The 16,303-nt window shown below is 69.3% G+C and carries 14 protein-coding genes; all 14 read right to left on the bottom strand.

Annotated elements, in window-relative coordinates; translation table 11 throughout:
- Positions 1–24: 24 nt before the first annotated feature.
- The gene (gene rpsP, locus ACKTT0_RS17075) at positions 25–285 is read right to left on the bottom strand and encodes a 30S ribosomal protein S16 (protein ID WP_094806305.1); all 261 of its coding nucleotides are present in this window, start codon (positions 283–285) and stop codon (positions 25–27) included.
- 188 nt (positions 286–473) lie between these two features.
- Positions 474–731 (bottom strand): sulfurtransferase TusA family protein, encoded by a 258-nt coding sequence (locus ACKTT0_RS17070; protein WP_407851001.1) that lies wholly within the window; start codon positions 729–731, stop codon positions 474–476.
- Positions 718–3,339, bottom strand: a complete 2,622-nt coding sequence (gene alaS / locus ACKTT0_RS17065; protein ID WP_407851000.1) for an alanine--tRNA ligase — start codon at positions 3,337–3,339, stop codon at positions 718–720. Before alaS ends, ACKTT0_RS17070 begins: the two co-directional genes overlap by 14 nt.
- An 85-nt stretch (positions 3,340–3,424) precedes the next feature.
- Complete coding sequence (locus ACKTT0_RS17060) at positions 3,425–4,495, bottom strand: prepilin (protein ID WP_407850999.1); 1,071 nt, start codon at positions 4,493–4,495, stop codon at positions 3,425–3,427.
- 11 nt (positions 4,496–4,506) lie between these two features.
- Complete coding sequence (locus ACKTT0_RS17055) at positions 4,507–5,121, bottom strand: type 4 pilus major pilin (RefSeq protein ID WP_407850998.1); 615 nt, start codon at positions 5,119–5,121, stop codon at positions 4,507–4,509.
- Between the two features lie 40 nt (positions 5,122–5,161).
- Entirely contained in the window at positions 5,162–6,301 is a 1,140-nt protein-coding gene (locus tag ACKTT0_RS17050; protein ID WP_407850997.1) for a hypothetical protein, read from the bottom strand.
- Positions 6,294–8,021 (bottom strand): GspE/PulE family protein, encoded by a 1,728-nt coding sequence (locus tag ACKTT0_RS17045; protein ID WP_407850996.1) that lies wholly within the window; start codon positions 8,019–8,021, stop codon positions 6,294–6,296. The genes ACKTT0_RS17050 and ACKTT0_RS17045 overlap by 8 nt, the downstream gene beginning before the upstream one ends.
- Positions 8,014–8,541: a hypothetical protein gene (locus tag ACKTT0_RS17040; RefSeq protein ID WP_407850995.1), complete on the bottom strand. Its 528-nt coding sequence runs from the start codon at positions 8,539–8,541 to the stop codon at positions 8,014–8,016. Before ACKTT0_RS17040 ends, ACKTT0_RS17045 begins: the two co-directional genes overlap by 8 nt.
- Complete coding sequence (locus ACKTT0_RS17035) at positions 8,528–9,823, bottom strand: hypothetical protein (protein WP_407850994.1); 1,296 nt, start codon at positions 9,821–9,823, stop codon at positions 8,528–8,530. The genes ACKTT0_RS17040 and ACKTT0_RS17035 overlap by 14 nt, the downstream gene beginning before the upstream one ends.
- Positions 9,824–11,413 carry a hypothetical protein gene (locus ACKTT0_RS17030; protein ID WP_407850993.1) on the bottom strand — a complete coding sequence of 530 codons (1,590 nt, stop codon included), beginning with the start codon at positions 11,411–11,413 and terminating at the stop codon, positions 9,824–9,826.
- On the bottom strand, positions 11,410–12,177 hold the full coding sequence (locus tag ACKTT0_RS17025) for a TrbG/VirB9 family P-type conjugative transfer protein (RefSeq protein WP_407850992.1): 768 nt from the start codon (positions 12,175–12,177) through the stop codon (positions 11,410–11,412). The genes ACKTT0_RS17030 and ACKTT0_RS17025 overlap by 4 nt, the downstream gene beginning before the upstream one ends.
- A 260-nt stretch (positions 12,178–12,437) precedes the next feature.
- A complete protein-coding gene (locus ACKTT0_RS17020; RefSeq protein ID WP_407850991.1) occupies positions 12,438–13,769 on the bottom strand; it encodes an extracellular solute-binding protein in 1,332 nt (443 codons plus the stop codon).
- Positions 13,770–13,773: 4 nt separating this feature from the next.
- Positions 13,774–15,030, bottom strand: a complete 1,257-nt coding sequence (locus ACKTT0_RS17015; protein WP_407850990.1) for a D-amino acid dehydrogenase — start codon at positions 15,028–15,030, stop codon at positions 13,774–13,776.
- A 184-nt stretch (positions 15,031–15,214) separates the two neighbouring features.
- Positions 15,215–16,261 (bottom strand): CDP-6-deoxy-delta-3,4-glucoseen reductase, encoded by a 1,047-nt coding sequence (locus ACKTT0_RS17010; protein WP_407850989.1) that lies wholly within the window; start codon positions 16,259–16,261, stop codon positions 15,215–15,217.
- Positions 16,262–16,303: the final 42 nt, after the last annotated feature.

Genomic DNA, 16,303 nt, shown 5'->3' with positions numbered 1-16,303 from the left:
GGTTATTGCGCCAGACGCGCGCCGTCAGGCCGCGGCCGAAACCTTGGCCGAGTAGTCTTTGACCAGGCGCTCCACGGCGGGAGACAGTTGCGCGCCGTTGCTGGTCCAGTGCTGCACGCGGTCGAGCGAAATGCGCAGCTTTTCCGAGCCTTCGCTCGCGACGGGATTGTAGAAACCCACACGCTCGATGAAACGACCGTCGCGGCGGTTGCGCGAATCGGTGGCCACGAGGTTGTAGAACGGACGCTTCTTCGACCCGCCACGGGCCATGCGAATCACCACCATAGGTAATCCCTTGAATTAGTTGTGAAAAACGGAAGATTCTAGCATTGAAACGGGAGCCCTGGCAATACAGCCCCGGTTTCGACCTGACTGGGACGACCAGCATACACCCGGGCCGGCCCCGCACGCCATGCCGCCCTGCCCCGCCGCCCGGCTCCCGGCCGGTACGGCGCTGCCTCCGGGCGCAGGCCCTAGCGCCGCCGCAGGAAGTGCAGCGCCGAATCCCCGGCATCGTGCTGCGCCACCAGGACATTGCCGCTTTGCTTGGCGAACGCCTGGAAATCGCGCACCGCTTTCGGGTCGGTGGTGGCCACGCGCAGGACCTGGCCGCTGTCCATCTGGGCCAGGGCTTTCTTGGCCCGCAGGATGGGCAGCGGGCAGGTCAGCCCGCTGGCGTCGACCTCCTGCTGGAACGCCGGCAGGTCGTCCGGCAGCTCAGAGGCGCTCATCGATCCACCCCTGCACGCTGGCAATAGCGGCCGGCAGGGCCTGGACATCGCTGCCCCCGCCCATGGCCATGTCGGGACGGCCGCCGCCCTTGCCGCCCACCTGGGCGGCCACGAAACCGACCAGGTCGCCGGCCTTGACCCGTGCGGTGAGGTCGCCGGTGACGCCGCCGACCAGGCTGATCTTGCCGGCGCCATCGGCGCTGGCCAACAGCACGACGGCCGGCTTCAGCTTGTCTTTGAGGTTGTCGACCATGCCACGCAGCGCCTTGGGATCGACGTCGCCGATGCTGGCGGCCAGCACCTTGACGCCCTTGATCTCGGCGGCCTTGGCGGCCAGGTCGTTGCCGGCGCTGGCGGCCAGCTTGCCGCGGGCCTGCTCGAGGTCTTTCTCGAGGCCGCGGACCTGTTCCTGCACCTGCGCGATGCGCTCGGGCAGGTCGGCCGGCGTGCTGCGCAACATGCCGGCGGCGCGCAGCAGCAGCGCGTTCTGGTTCTGCACCCAGGCCAGGGCGTTGTCGCCGGTGATGGCTTCGACGCGGCGCACGCCGGCGGCCACGCCGCCTTCGGCCACGATCTTGAACAGGCCGATGTCGCCGGTACGCGCCACGTGGGTGCCGCCGCACAGCTCGCGCGAGAAACCGATATCCAGCACGCGCACGGTATCGCCGTATTTTTCACCGAACAGCGCCATCGCGCCGCCCTTGACGGCATCGTCGTAGGCCATGACCTGCGCCTGGGTCGGCTGGTTGGCCAGCACCTCGGCATTGACGATGGCCTCGACCTGGGCGATCTGCTCGGCCGACAACGGCGCGTCGTGGGCGAAGTCGAAGCGGGTCTTGTCGGGATCGACCAGCGAGCCGCGCTGCTGCACATGGGCGCCCAGCACCTGGCGCAAGGCCTTGTGCATGAGGTGGGTGGCCGAGTGATTGCGCACGGTGCGCGCGCGGCGCACGGCGTCCACGCGGGCCAGCAGCGTATCGCCCACCGCCAGCGTGCCGGCCTCGAGCAGGCCGTGGTGGCCGAATACGCCGGCCTGGATTTTCTGGGTGTCGGCCACCGCGAACCGCGCGCCGCCGCCCTCGAGCAGGCCGGTGTCGCCTACCTGGCCGCCCGACTCGGCATAGAACGGGGTGGCATCGAGCACCACCACGGCATTCTGCCCCGCCTGCAGCCGGTCGACCTGGGTGCCGTCGACGTACAGCGCGGCGACCTTGACGCCGTCGAGCTCGAGTGTGTCGTAGCCCTCGAACCGCGTGTCGGCCCCTTCATAGCTGAGGCCTTCGGCCATCTTGAACTTGCCGGCGGCGCGCGCCTGCTCGCGCTGGCGCGCCATGGCGGCCTCGAAGCCGGCCATGTCGACCTCGACGTTGCGCTCGCGGCAGATATCGGCGGTGAGGTCGACCGGGAACCCGTAGGTGTCGTACAGCGTGAACAGCGTGGTGCCGTCGAGCTGGCCACCGGCCGGCACGCCGGCCAGCGCGCCGTCGAGGATCTTCATGCCGTGCTCGAGCGTTTCGCCGAAGCGTTCTTCTTCCTGCTTGAGCACCTGCGCCACCCGCTCGGCCGCCTGGGCCAGCTCGGGATAGGCCTGGCCCATCTCGGCGACCAGGTCGGGCACCAGCTTGTAGAAGAACGGCTTGGTCTGGCCCAGCTTGTAGCCATGGCGCAGGGCGCGGCGCACGATGCGCCGCAGCACATAGCCGCGCCCCTCGTTGCTGGGGATGACGCCGTCGACGATGAGGAACGCGCAGGCGCGGATGTGATCGGCGATGACCTTCAAGGAGTTGTCCTCGAGGTTGGTCACGCCGGTTTCACGCGCGGCGGCCTGGATCAGGTGGCGGAACAGATCGATTTCATAGTTGGAATGCACGCCTTGCAGCACCGCCGCGATGCGTTCCAGGCCCATGCCGGTGTCGACACAGGGCTTGGGCAGGCGCTCCATGTTGCCAGCCGCGTCGCGCTCGAATTGCATGAACACCAGGTTCCAGATCTCGATGTAGCGATCGCCGTCTTCTTCGGGCGAGCCCGGAGGGCCGCCCCAGATTTCGGGGCCATGATCGTAGAAGATCTCGGAACACGGCCCGCACGGGCCGGTGTCGGCCATTTGCCAGAAGTTGTCCGAGGCGTAGCGGGCGCCCTTGTTGTCGCCGATGCGGATGATGCGCTCGCGCGGCACGCCGACTTCATTGGCCCAGATATCGTAGGCTTCGTCGTCTTCCTGGTAGACCGTGACCCACAGTTTTTCGGCCGGCAGCTTGTAGACCGTGGTCAGCAGCTCCCAGGCATATTGGATGGCGTCGCGCTTGAAATAGTCGCCGAAGCTGAAATTGCCCAGCATTTCGAAGAACGTATGGTGGCGCGCGGTGTAGCCGACGTTCTCCAGGTCGTTGTGCTTGCCGCCGGCGCGCACGCTGCGCTGCGACGAAGTGGCCCGGGTGTAGGCGCGCGTCTCCTTGCCCGTGAAGACGTCCTTGAATTGCACCATGCCAGAATTGGTGAAGAGCAGCGTCGGGTCGTTGCCCGGCACGAGCGAGGCCGAGGGAACGATGGTATGCCCTTTCGACTGGAAGAATTGCAGGAACTTCTGGCGAATCTCTGAGGATTTCATGCTGGGACGAACCGGGAATGAGGCGAATTTTCGATTATATAGAGCCTCGGCAGCCCGGCGCCAGCAGCCGCCCCTGCGCTTCTGCCTACCGGACGCAGACGTATCCTGTCGTCCAGCCTTCGGTTTCGGTCCATTTGCCTCCCGCCGAGACGATAATCGCACGGTATCCCGCCGGACAGGCGCAAGTCCCGGTTCGCGGGTTGGCAGTGGAAACTCCCGAATAGTGCGCGCAACCGTAGCGATTATTGTAGGCGTAGGCCCCGCCGAAACCGGTATCGGCGGGTAGCCAGGCGCCTTCGCGGCACACCAGCAAAGTGCTGTCGGGATCGCGCGCGACCAATCCGGCCTCAGGGCAGGCCGCACCGGCCGCGGCGATACCTCCCAGCGACAAGAATTCGTCCGTGCGCAGGCGGCCGCCGGTGGAAACGCTCCCGGCAACCGACAGCGGGCCGCGAAGATCGGGGTCGCGGGTGTCGCGCATGCGCACGAACAGGTCGTATTCGGCCGTCCCCAGGGCGGCCCAGGCCGCCAGCGTGCCGGCCGCCAGCGGGGCCATGCCGGACGCCGGCGGATTGGGGAAATCGAAATTGGCGCCACGCACGCGGGTGGCGGTGGCGGCGCCGCCATAGCCGCCGGCCGCCCCGACCGCCGCCGCGATGCGCATCAGGTCGGGCGCGGCGCCGCCGGCCAGCAGCGGCTCGGCCTGGTGGACCAGCGCGTCGAGCCGGCAGCCGGCTTCGGGGCAGCGGGCATCGCGCAGAATGCGGATGGCTGCGCCGCCGCCGATGGCGCCCGATTCCGGGAAGCCGGACGGCAGGTGCCCCTGGGCCTTGAGCTCGGCCAGGCGCGGGGCGAGAGGGTCAGCATATAGCGGCAATCCGGCCTGGTCCACGGGCGCTACCCCTTCGGCCAGGTCGGCGAAATGCTGCCGCAGCATGTTGTCCATCCCGCGCTTGAGCTCGAGCAGCCAGACACCGGTAGCCCGCGCGGCGGCATCGTCGACCTCGTGGACGATGCGGCTGGCTGCCCAGACGAGGATCATGGTGGTCAGCGCAACAGCCAGCGCCAGCTCGGCCAGCGCGAAACCGCGCTGGCCGAGCCGGGGAGCCGCGCCGGCGGCGCGGCCGCGGCTCCGGACGGAAGACAAGGCAACCATGCGAGCGGCTCCTAGCGCACCGTGAAGACGAAGGTGTTGTTGTCTCCCTGCGTGCATTGGGCCTCCGCGGCAGTCGCGCTGTAGGCCAGCCGGGGAGTGATCGTGTCGTCCTTGACCTTGACCGGGCCGCCCTGGCCCGCCACGGTGATCATGTCGGACACGCGCTGCATGACGGATGCGAGCGCCGGGCAGGCGGCATGATTGACCTGGCCGAGCGTAATGGCAAAACCCGACCCGGCTCCGCCCATGGCCACCGCCACCGGCGCGACGGTGATATTGCCGTTGCCCGCCGAACCGTTGCCCCCCAGGCCGTGCGCCACCACGGCGCTGGCGCCCGTGCCGTTCACCGACACGACGCTGGAATCGCGCAGCGCATTGGCCAGCGCGCGGGTATCGATATCGGCATAGGGCGTCGGCCCGGCACCTTGTGCATTGGCCTTGATGCGGGCCACGAAGCGCTGCAGTTCCTCGCCCACCTTCGGCACCTTGTTCTCGATGACATAGGCGCCGATGGCCGGGATGCCGATGATGGCCACCAGCAGCACGATGGCCGTGACGATGGAGACCTCGATGAGGGAAAAGCCGCCTTGCCGACCGGGCATGGCGATGGGACGAAGATAAGGCATGGAACGCTCCTGGAAACGGAAGTAACGGAGCCAGGCGCGCTCAGCGACTGGCGTAGAAATTGATGAGGGCGCGGCGCAGTTCGTCGATCACCGCGTAATGCCAGAGGGCCAGGGCCAGCACCGCCCCCACCGCGCCCAGCAGCAACGCCCAGCGCAGCGCCAGCGCCCGGCGACGCACGCCGGCGAGCGTGCGGGACTCGACGCGCAAGCGCGCCTGCGCGATGCCCGCCTCGACGCCGCGGGCGGCGATCATGTCGGCCATGAACCAGCCCGTCTCGCGGTCCAACAGGCCGGTATCGAACGTCTCGGCGCCAACCTGGCCGCGGTCCACGCGCGCCAGCATCGCGTTGATGTGCCAGGCGAGCCAGGGCCTGGCATGCCACGCCTGCGCCGCCAGCGCCTGCCGCAGGCGGGTATCCACATTGCCGCGCTGCCGCACCAGCACGGCCAGCATGGCGAGAAAACGAATGGCGTGGAAATCGCGGTAGAGCCGCCACGGGAACCAGCGGTCGAGCCACGACCGCCAGGGGCCGCACAGCATGGGCAGCGACCAGGCGAGCAGTCCGGCGCCGCCGGCCAGCAGGATCACCCAGAACGCCAGCCAGCGGCGCACTGCGTCGGCGAGCTCGTACAGACTGCGCGTGAGCGTGCCGTAGTAATCGGGCGGCAGGCCCTGGAAGACCTGCTGCAGGCGCGGCACGGTGAAGTACGGCACCGCGCACAGCAGCCCGAGAGCGACTGCCAGCGCCAGCACTCCGGCCGCGCTGGCGGCCACCAGGGTGCCGCGCGCCTGGCCGACCAGCCGCACCGCCTGGGCGAGATCGCGCAGGGCCGCGGCGAGCGCCCCGCCGCCCGCCCGCTGTGCCGTGGCGATCAGCTGCAGTTCGTCTTCGGGCATGACACCGCCCCAGGCGGCGGCCAGGTCGCCGCCCGACTCCTGGTAGGCCTGGCTCCAGTGCCGCGCCAGCCTGCCGCGCGCCGTATGTCCGCCGTAGCGCCGCGCGTCGTCATCGAACATGTCGCGCAGCGTCTTGTGGCCCTGCAGGCTGTCGAGCAAGTCCGCCAGGTAGTCGTAATAGGCGGCGCGCTGCTGGCGGAAAAGCAGGGCGTCGCGCCATAGCGCGAGGCGGGCGGCCCCCTGGCGCAAGGCCGCCGGCAGCATGGCGACGCCTTCAGGCATGCTGGCCTCCGGCGACGAGCCGCAACGGGACGGCCGACAGCAAGGCCGTGGGCATGTCGAAGCGGCTGGCGATCATGCGCGGATCGACCTGCCCGCATGCCGCCTTGTACAGGGCGCAGTCGACGGCACGCTTGCCGGTCATGTCGGCGTCGTCCGCGGCACTGCGGGACAATGCCGCGACATGACGCCGCAGGCCGAGATTGTCACGGCGACGGACCAGGTGCAGGAAACGATCGTCGCCGTCGGGCTCGAGCATTTCGGCAACCACCGTGCGCCCCGCCAGGCCATGCAACTGGGGCAGCTGGGGGTGCCGGCATGCCGGGCATCCGGCGGGATTGCGGGCGCGCAGGCTGGCGGGATCGAGTCGATGGGCAACGGCGAAGGCCCGTGCCCAGTCGCGCCAGGACACGGGCTGGGCATCCTGCGCCGGCAGGCGGTCGAACGGCAAGGCGCAGCGCGGACACAGGCGCGGCAGCAAGGCCTGGTAGACCAGCAGCTTGAGCACGCCGGGCGTGGCCAGGAAGTCGCGCGATACGCCGATGAAATCGGAGGCCAGGCGCTCGGGAATCATGTAGGCCGAGCCCGTGTGCGTGGTGGTGTACACATTGGAGCCCGACCCGGCGAGGTCCATGAAGGCCCTGCCGGTATCGCGGTCGCGCACCTCGCCGATCAGCAGGTCATCCATGGCCGACCGCTTGATGGTCTTGAGCTTGGCGTCGAACGTGGATGAAACGCAGGCATCGAGCGTGCGTCCCACCGTGTTCTGCAGCGCGTTGCCGATGCGGTACTCGACCGGGTCCTCGAGCGTGATGACCTTGCGCGTGGGCGCGATGCCGCGCATCAGCGAGGCCATGGACGTCGACTTGCCGGAGCCCACCATGCCCGCCATCACGATGGCCCCGCCGGCGCGGTCGCGGGCGCGCTCCAGGGCGGCGATATGCGACGGCAGGTATCCCAGTTCGGCCAGCGTGGCGCCACCCTCGGCGGCATCCAGGCGCAACAGGCGCAGGCAGACGGATGGCCCCGCGTCGGTGGCCAGGGAGGCCCAGCGCACGGTCACCGGCCGGCCGTCGAGTTGGAGTGCGATGCGCCCCTGTTGTTCCGCCAAGGGGTCGAACACCGCGCCGTTGCCGCCGCGCACGTCCATCCAGGCAACCGACAGGACCTCGAGCAGCGTGGCGCCCGACAGGTTGCCGAAGCAGCCGGGCGCGACGTAGGCGCCGTCGATGGTGTAGCGCACCTCGGACCTGCCCTGCGGCTGGCCGACATTGATGTGCACGTCGCTGGCGCGATGCTCGACGCCCCAGCGGATCAAGTCCAGGAAGACCGACGCGAGCGCGGACCGACGCGAGGCGGGCGCCGCGCCGCGGCGATCGCGCAAGGTGGCGGCGGTCACCTGGTTGCGCGCCACGCCCAGCAGCAAGTCGGCCGGCAATATGTAGCGCGGCACCGCGGCAGGACGATAGCCGCGCAGGCGCATGAGGCGCTCGAGTTCGGCGATCTGGTCGCCGTGCAGGTAGTCCTGCAGGGCAAACACGGCGGCGGCGCCATTTTCGAGCAAGACCGGGCACAGGCGCCCGGCCAGCGATGCCAGGTCGAACTCGTCGCCCAGGGTGCGTACGAAGGCCGGATCGATGCGCGCCAGGTCGTCGGCGGTGCGCAGCCAGGGCGCCTCGGCGGCAGCACGGTTGCCGGCTGCGGGAGCGCAAGTGTCAGTCATGGATGACATCCTGGTCCAGCAGACATGCGGTCAAGGGCGCCCCTGCCTTGCGCAGGCGCACGCAAGGGACATCGATGGATAGCAGCGCATAGCGCTCGCCGTCCGCGGACAACTGGCTTTCCAGGGGCCAGGCGCGGCCGGCCCGGTAGCGTGCGATGCGGCCGTTGACAGATACATCCGCGTGCAAGGACTTGCCCACGCCATAGATGGCCATCACGTCGACCTGGTCCGCCAGCCCGCCATGCGGAGAGGAAGGCGGACGGCCGGCGTGGGAAGGCCCGAGCCAATCGGCGGCCTGTTGCGGGTGGCGCGCCGTCTGGGCCGCCTGCGCATCGGCGCGCAGCAGGTCGCGCACGGTGTCGCCCTCCGCCCAGCCGGCCGGCTCGGCGATGGGCGCGCCGGTGGAGTCGGCCGGAGCGGCCGCGCAGGGCATCGCACCACAGGCGATCGCGGCGGCCGCCAGGCGTGTTCGGAACCGTGCATGCCGGCGAACGGGGGAACGAGGTTCAATCTTGCTCATAGAGGACTCCTTGGAGTTCGGCCGTCAAGGCGCTGACGGCCAAGCCCGGCGAGCGGCCTGCGGCGAGGCGCAGGGCCAGGGACGACCACGCGACAACCAGCGGCTGGTCGGCAAGCAATGCCAGGGAACGTAACGGCCCTTCGAGCGCGAGCAGGCGCTGGCGCGTCGCGGGCTGCATGGGCGGCGCGGCCAAGGGGTACCCGTGCGGGTCGCGCGGCGGCGGAATGTCCACTGCGACCGCCGGCCCCAGCGTGAGGCGGTTGAAGGCCGGTCGCGCCCGCTGCAGGACGCTGGCCAGGTCCCGTTCCACGCGCACCGCGCCAGGCGGCACGGCAGTCGCCAGCGTCGCGCCGTCGCCCACGACTGTCCATGACACTTCCGCCGTGTCGAGCGGACGGAAGTGCACGCCCCAGCCGGCGGGCACGGCGCGCGCGAAATCGTCGTTGGCGGCTTGGACGCCTTGCCGGGCATACGTGGCCCGGCATGCCCAGGCCTGGCTCCCGGGCTGGCAATGCGCCTCGCGCAGCAGCCAGCCTTGCACGCCGAGCGGCAGGCGATGCAGCGAAGCCAGCACTCGTGACAGTTCGCCCAGCGAATGCACGGGACGACTGCGCCGGAACTGCTCGGCCGCCAGCGCCCAGGCGGCTTCGGCCGACATGGCCGGCACGGCCACCGGTTGCCGTGGCGGTTTGCTCCAGGCTTGCCATGCCGGCGGCACGACCAGCGCGGCGGCCAGCCCCACGGCAAAGGCTCGCACCGGTAGCGGCAGCAGGGCCCAGCGCGAGCGCACCGGCGACATCAACGCAGCGCTGTCCGCCTCCGCCAGCACGGCGGCCAATGCCGCCGCCCCGTCGCATTGCCGCAGCGACGGATGCTGGGCGTTCAGCGTCCGCAGGGCCTCGGCCGCCGCGTCGACGTCGTCATACAGGCGATCGGTGCGCGCCAGCACCGCGCCATCCTGGGCGGCGACCAGCCACCAGCGCCCATCGGGCAGTTGCGCAATGCAGGCGGCGGTGCCATCGGGATGCTGGGCGGCGAATGCCTGCGCCGCGGCGTGAACGGGACGGCGGCGCAGGCCCGCGGCGAGCCTGGCGCAGCCGCCGGCCACGGCGCCCTGGCCGCCGACCACATAATGGGTGGCGCGCTGGCGCCGCGCCCGGGCGCGCGCCATGGACTGCGGATGGCTGCCTACCAGCGCAAACCACGACACGCCGAAGGCGAATGCCTGCCCAGGAACGGGGCTATCGATCAGCAATACGGGATTGGCGGCGGCGACCGGCATTCAGATGCCCTCTTCCACTTGCGCGGTGACCAGCACGACCGTGGTCATGCGATCGGTGGAGGCGCGGTCCTGGCCGCCCGCCAGCAGCGGCGCATCGGCGGACAGGCGGCGCCGATCGTACTCGTCCTGGCGGCGGTCGAACCCCGACAGGATCACGGGCTGCCCAGGGCTGATCGCTACCTGCTGCACCGTGCCGTTGCCGTCGATGGTGATCTGCTGCACCTGGACCTGATTGCCATCCTCGCCGAAAGTGATGCTCTTGATGGGCTGGGCGACGGTGTTGTCGTACGCAATGGACAACAGAATGCGGCCGTCGGGCTGGGCGTCGGGCACCAGCGTGAGGAAGGTCCCCACGGTTTCCTGTTTCTGGCTGATGGAGACCGAGGGCAGCGCGGCACTGCCGAGCGATGCGTCCACCCCGGGCACCGCGGTGCTCTGCACCTGGTCGATGTACGAGAACGTGGTGCGGACTGCGTGCGTGACGGGACGGCGGTTCAGCGTCAGGACCGGCACGCTGCTGTGCCGCAGCACTGCGCCGGTCTGGCTGAGCGCCGAGACGATGGCCCGCGACCCCTGCAGCGGCCCCTGCCCGACGGTGACGCCGAGCGAACCGGCGCTGTTCCCGGCGATTGCCGGGATGGCGGCCGTGACGGCCAGGCGGGCGCTGTCGTAGACGGCTGCCCAGTCGATGCCGCCTTCGTCCGATGCCTTCGTCAAGACGGTGATCTCTTCGAACAGCAAGCGCACGCGGCGCGTCAATGCCTGGTTTTCGCGTTCGATGAAGCGGGCGATCTGGTCGAGGACCTCGGGCGTGTCGGTGACCACGAGGGAGGTGCCGCCGCTGTCGATCTCGGCCACGGACCCGGCTTGCGTCAGGAACGGCATGATGCGGTCGCGAACCGCCCGCAAGGCATTGTGCTCGCCGGAAGAAAGCGCCGTGTTCGATGTGTTGTCGAAACCACCCTCTTCGCTGGTGCCGGAGCGCCCCAGCCGCGCGTCGGCGCGACTGGACAGGGTCAACCCGGACACATCGAATACCCGGGTCTGCATGCGATAGAACTCGATGGCATGGCGATGGTAGCGCCAGTACACGCCGAAACTGGCGGCCAAGGCGTCGAGCGCATCGGGCAAGGGCCGCGGCCCGGCCATGACTGGCACGCGCGTGGGCGCAGCGAGGTCGGACGGGGCGGGTTGCGCCAGCCGGGGCAGGAACAGCGCCTGCGGCAACAGCGCGTCGGGCGCCACGCGGACCGCAATGCCGGTTGCGCGGGCCAGGCGCTCGGCCAAGGAGGAGAGATCAAGCCGGCCGGCGAACAGCAAAGTGGTGTCGATATCGCCACGCAGGGCGGGCGGCAGCACCATATCGCGGGCCAACGGCTGCGCGCGGCCCGCCAGCCAAGGCTTGCCGACGTCCTGTGCGGCGATTCGCGCGGCACGGTCGGACACGGCGGCGGCGAACTGCCGTTGGTCTGCGTCCACCTGGTCGCGCACGCCGGCGATGGCTTCGCGCAGGCTCTGCAAGGACTGCTGCACCGCGCATCCGCCCAGGCACAGCAGCACGGCTCCCGCCGCGGTCATGCGGGCCATCATGTGCGGGCTCCCGCGGCGACGGAGCGGTCGCAGGCCTGGGCCAACGGCACCACGCGCAACACCTTGTTGAGATAGAAGCACGGTTGCACCGGTCGGTCCGACATTTCGGTCGCGCCCAGCAGTTCGCGCACTGCCTGCTTGAAATCACCCGTGAAGTCAGCCGTACCGGCCAACGGGATATCGGCATCCACCGCCCAATGCTGGGGTTCGAAGGTCCAGCCGGCGTCGGTTGCCCAGCGCGCCAGCACGGCGCGCAGGCTGGCGTCGGGCGGGCCGGCGCGATAGCTGGGCGACGCGACGTCAGCCGCCGGGCCTGCCACCGGGACCGGCGGCGGAGCGGCAGGCGGCAATTGCGCCGCCGCGGACTGCAAAGCCGGCGCGGCATCGCTTGGCGCGCCGGCATGGCCGGCGGCGTCGCGGTCGGCTCGCGCGATGCGATGCCCGCCGCGCAAGACCAACGCCGGCCACAGGCCATCGACCACGACATAGGGGTCGCGCCGCTTATAAGGCAAGGGCTGCAGCCCTGCCGGCGTTTGCGCGAACAGCGCCGGCGGCGTGCGGCCTGGCGCGAACTGCAGCCAGGTGCGGCCGACCCCGCTGAACACCTGCAGCGGCGCGACGGCAGGATCGCCCGACAAGCGCCAGTTGAAGTCGTACTGGCCGGCCGGCAAGCCGTCGTCCTGCCAGCCGGGTGCGGCGCCGGACCACTGCGCGCAACCGGATAGCCAGAATGGCGCCAACACCAGAAGGAAGAATCGAACCATGCTCGTCCCGTATCCAGGCGCGCCCCCGGAACGGAGCGCATGGCCAGCATGGTGTACCGCCGCGGCCGGCCCGCCTAGACCGACATATACGAACGGAGTTTTTCGTTCATTCCTCGTGTCGCGTACTTGTGCCGGACAGGTCGCCCTTCTGTTGCGGGAGACACATCCACCGGCTCGCGCGGGTCAGGCGGACGAAAAAAAGCCGGCCCGCGGCCGGCTCGGGAATGCAGCCCTGACGGCGCGCCGCCAGGCCTTGCGCGCTAGCGCTGCTGCGCGAGGCGGCGCGCCTGCTCGGCGGCGCGGTTGAGCGCCGCGACGGGAGGCGTCTTGCCCTCGAACGCCTGGTTGAGCTCGTCGTTGAGCACGGCTTCGACGCGTTCGTAATTGGCCATGCGGAAGCCGCGGCTGGTGCTCAGCGCCTTGCCCTGCATCGACTGGATGATGGCGTGCGCGCCGGGGATCTTGTCGTAGAACGACACATCCGAAGCGCGGAACGCGGCATCGGTGAGCGGCAGGTAGCCAGTGCGCTGGTGCCATTCCGCGGCGTTGACCGGCTTGGCCAGCCAAGCGAGGAACTGGGCGGTGGCCTTTTCCTGCGCCTGCGGATGGCCGTCGATCGCCCACAATGCGGAGCCGCTGACGAATGGGCTGCCCGCCTCCTGGGTGGCCTGCGTGTAGTACGGCAGCGGCGCCACGCCGAACGACAGGGAACGCGTGTTCATGAATGTGCCGGCCGACCCCGACCCGGAGGTCAGCACCGCGCACTGCCCCTTGGCAAACAAGGCATCGCTCTGGTTGTCGTCGGAATGCGCGGTGAAGAGCAGCGAGCGCTTCCAGCTGACCATCAGGGATATGTGGCGCATGTACAGCGTATTGAACTGGAAGGCCGGCGCTGATTTGCTGGCGGACAGGCCGTTGTCGTTGCTGGTGTACAGCTGCTTGTTGACCGGCGCGAGGTTCTCGAGGTGGACCTGGACCTGGTCGCTCGACGCGTACGGGCATTCGATGTTGGCGACGTCGCGCAGCTTGAGCAGTTCGCCCTGCAGGTCGGCCCAGGTGCGGGCGGGTTTGTTGGGATCGAGCCCGGCCTTCTTGTAGTAGGCCAGGTTGTAGTACATGAGAGGTACTTCGGCCATCCAGGGGAACGCCAGCAGGCGGCCCTTGGCGTCGCGGGTGAAGCTGGAGGTGGCCGGCAGGAACCAGTTCAGGTCCTTGATGGGGTATTTGGACAGCAGTTGGTACAACGGCAGAATGGCCTTGTGCTGCGACACGACTTCCGGCGAGCGGTTGTCGGCCAGCTGGACCAGGTTGGGCCCCTTTTTCTGCTTGATGGCCGCGGCGGCTTCCGCATGCAGCTTCTGCGCGCTGTCGAAGTCGCGCAGTTCGACGACCACGTCCTTCTGTTCCTTGTTGTATTTCTTGGTGAGCTTTTCGAATTCGGCCTTGTTCGGGCCGCTCAACGTGTGCCAGACCTGGATTTCGACAGGGGCGCCATGCGCGGCCCCGGCGACCGCCATGGCCGCCCCGAAAATCCACGTGCGCCGGCTGGCGCTCAGTGCGCGGGTCAATCCCGCCAATTGCAGTGTCTTCATAGGTTCACAGACCAAGAAAAGGAAAATCGGGCTCCGGCTTGCGTCCGCTGAGCAGATCGGCCAGGGCCCGGCCCGAACCTGCCCCCATGGTCCAGCCCAGCGTACCGTGGCCTGTATTCAGGTACAGGTTGGAAATGCGGGTGCGACCGATGAGAGGCACGTTCGAAGGGGTGGACGGGCGCAACCCCGACCAATAACTGACGCTCTCGAAGTCGAGCGCGTCGGGAAACAGTTCGCGCGCCAGGCGCGTCAGGGATTCGCAGCGGCCGGCATTCAGCGCGCGCGAATAGCCGGAGAGTTCGGCGGTGCCCGCCATGCGCAGGCGGTCGCCGAGCCGCGAGAACACCACCTTGTGGCTGCTGTCGGTCAGGCTCACCGAAGGCGCGCGTGCCGGATCGCGCACCATGAAGGTGGCCGAATAGCCCTTGGCCGGATAGACGTTGCAGGGCACGCCCAGCGGCCGCACCAGGCGGGGGCTGAAGCTGCCCAGCGCGACCACGTAGGCGTCGGCCGAGATGCGGCCGAAGCGCCCGTCGGGCTGGATGACTTCCAGGGCTTGCACTTGCCCGCCCTGGCCGACCAGGCGGGTAGCGGTGGTTTCATAGAGAAATTCGACACCGGCCGCCTCGCAGCGGCTGGCCAGCCCGGCGGCGAACAGGTGGACGTCGCCGCTTTCGTCTTCGGGCGTGTAGTCGCCGCCGACGATGGTGGCGCGATGCGGCGCCAGGGCGGGCTCGATGGCGATGACCTCGTCGGTGCCGATCACGCGGCGCTCGACGCCGAAATCGCGCATCAGGCCGGCGGCCTTCTGCGAGGTTTCGAATTCGTGCGGATCGCGATAGAAATTCAGGATGCCGCGCTCGAGGTGATCGTAGGGGATGGCCAGCTCGGCGCGCAGGGCCTGCAGCGTGGCGCGGCTGTATTCGGCCAGGCGCACCATGGCGCGGATATTGGGCGCCAGGCGGCCGGGCAGGCATTCGCGCAGGAATGCCAGCCCCCATGCCCATTGGCGCCAATCGAGCTGGGGACGGAACAGCAGCGGAGCGTCGTCCTGGAACATCCATTTGAGCAGCTTGAACGGCGCCTGGGGATTGGCCCACGGCTCGGCGTACGAGACGGAAATCTGGCCGCCGTTGGCCAGGCTGGTTTCCTGGGCCGGGCCGGGGCGGCGGTCGACCACCACGACATCGTGGCCGGCCTGGCGTAGCCACCAGGCGCTGGAAATGCCGATGATGCCGCTACCCAATACCGCTACTTTCATGCGCGCCTTGCTCCTTGCGCCGCCGGCTGCAGCGGGCGGCCCCCCTGCTGTCGCGGCTCGATCCGATCGAGATGTCGGTGCGGCAGTTTACTGCGCCGCCCGGCCCTCGCCTATGACATAAACAAAGGGGGGGTATCCATTTGCACCGGAAGGTTTCCCGACGGCTTGGCCGGCCCGCGCCGGCTCAGGCGCCCACCCGGGCCAGGTCGGCCTCGGAGGTGAACGCGTCCGCGTAGAACTCTTCCGGCGGCAGCCCGCACTGGGCGGAGAATTCGCGGCGCGCGGCGTCGACCATGGGCGGGGCGCCGCAGGCATACACCTGGTAGCCGGAAAGGTCGGGCAGGTCCTGCAACACGGCTTCGTGCACGAAGCCGGTGCGGCCGGTCCAGCCGTCTTCGGGCAGGCCGTCCGAGACGACCGGCACGTAGCGGAAGTCGGGCAGCGACTGCGCCCACGATTGCGCCAGTTCGTGCATGTAGAGATCGCGCGGGCGCCGCCCGCCCCAATACAGGGCGACCGGCCGGCGGATGCCATGATGGGCCATGTGCTCGACGATGGCCTTGACGGGGGCGAACCCGGTGCCGCTGGCCAGCAGCACGATGGGCTTGTCGCTGTCTTCGCGCAGGAAGAACGAACCGAACGGCCCTTCCAGGCGCAGGATTTCGCGCACTTTCATCTGCGTATCGCCGGCCCCGAAGACGTGGTCGGTGAAGACCCCGCCCGGCATGTGGCGGATGTGCAGCTCGAGCGGGCTGCCGGTGTGCGGCGCGCCGGCCATGGAATAGCTGCGGCGCTTGCCGTCCTTGAGGATGACCTCGATGTACTGGCCCGCGTAGTAGCGGAACGGCTCGGCCGCCGGCAGTTGCAGGCGCAGCACGGTGACGTCGGGCGCCGCGAGGTCGAGCGCCTGCACGCGCGCCGGCAGCTTGCGGATCTGGATGTCGCTGGCCAGCCGGACCTCGGTCGACTCGATGACCAGGTCGGACTGCGGCTGCGCCTGGCAGAACAGCGTATAGCCCTGCGCGAGCTCTTCGGGTGAGAGGATCTGCGCGGGATATTCGCCGGCCTCGACCGTGCCGGAGACGACCTTGCCCTTGCAGGTGGAGCAAGCGCCATTGCGGCAGCTGTAGGGCAGCACGATGCCGGCCGCCAGGGCGGCGTCGAGCACCGTCTGGCCGGCCTCGACCGGAAACTGATGCTGGCTGGGTTGTACGGTGACCTGAAAACTCATGAGTACGACCTTGTGAAAAATGCGCGTGGCCGGTGCGGCGGC

The sequence above is a fragment of the Bordetella saccharivorans genome, from assembly GCF_045862855.1.
GTDB lineage: Bacteria > Pseudomonadota > Gammaproteobacteria > Burkholderiales > Burkholderiaceae_B > Bordetella_A > Bordetella_A petrii_F.
The sequence above is the reverse complement of the archived record's forward strand: the minus strand, read 5'-3'. Positions and strand labels throughout refer to the sequence as shown.

Excerpts from the sequence above, each read along its gene's own strand:
- rpsP (WP_094806305.1), bottom strand. The coding sequence starts at position 285 with ATGGTGGTGATTCGCATGGCCCGTGGCGGGTCGAAGAAGCGTCCGTTC.
- ACKTT0_RS17070 (WP_407851001.1), bottom strand. The coding sequence starts at position 731 with ATGAGCGCCTCTGAGCTGCCGGACGACCTGCCGGCGTTCCAGCAGGAG.
- alaS (WP_407851000.1), bottom strand. The coding sequence starts at position 3,339 with ATGAAATCCTCAGAGATTCGCCAGAAGTTCCTGCAATTCTTCCAGTCG.
- ACKTT0_RS17060 (WP_407850999.1), bottom strand. The coding sequence starts at position 4,495 with ATGGTTGCCTTGTCTTCCGTCCGGAGCCGCGGCCGCGCCGCCGGCGCG.
- ACKTT0_RS17055 (WP_407850998.1), bottom strand. The coding sequence starts at position 5,121 with ATGCCTTATCTTCGTCCCATCGCCATGCCCGGTCGGCAAGGCGGCTTT.
- ACKTT0_RS17050 (WP_407850997.1), bottom strand. The coding sequence starts at position 6,301 with ATGCCTGAAGGCGTCGCCATGCTGCCGGCGGCCTTGCGCCAGGGGGCC.
- ACKTT0_RS17045 (WP_407850996.1), bottom strand. The coding sequence starts at position 8,021 with ATGACTGACACTTGCGCTCCCGCAGCCGGCAACCGTGCTGCCGCCGAG.
- ACKTT0_RS17040 (WP_407850995.1), bottom strand. The coding sequence starts at position 8,541 with ATGAGCAAGATTGAACCTCGTTCCCCCGTTCGCCGGCATGCACGGTTC.
- ACKTT0_RS17035 (WP_407850994.1), bottom strand. The coding sequence starts at position 9,823 with ATGCCGGTCGCCGCCGCCAATCCCGTATTGCTGATCGATAGCCCCGTT.
- ACKTT0_RS17030 (WP_407850993.1), bottom strand. The coding sequence starts at position 11,413 with ATGATGGCCCGCATGACCGCGGCGGGAGCCGTGCTGCTGTGCCTGGGC.
- ACKTT0_RS17025 (WP_407850992.1), bottom strand. The coding sequence starts at position 12,177 with ATGGTTCGATTCTTCCTTCTGGTGTTGGCGCCATTCTGGCTATCCGGT.
- ACKTT0_RS17020 (WP_407850991.1), bottom strand. The coding sequence starts at position 13,769 with ATGAAGACACTGCAATTGGCGGGATTGACCCGCGCACTGAGCGCCAGC.
- ACKTT0_RS17015 (WP_407850990.1), bottom strand. The coding sequence starts at position 15,030 with ATGAAAGTAGCGGTATTGGGTAGCGGCATCATCGGCATTTCCAGCGCC.
- ACKTT0_RS17010 (WP_407850989.1), bottom strand. The coding sequence starts at position 16,261 with ATGAGTTTTCAGGTCACCGTACAACCCAGCCAGCATCAGTTTCCGGTC.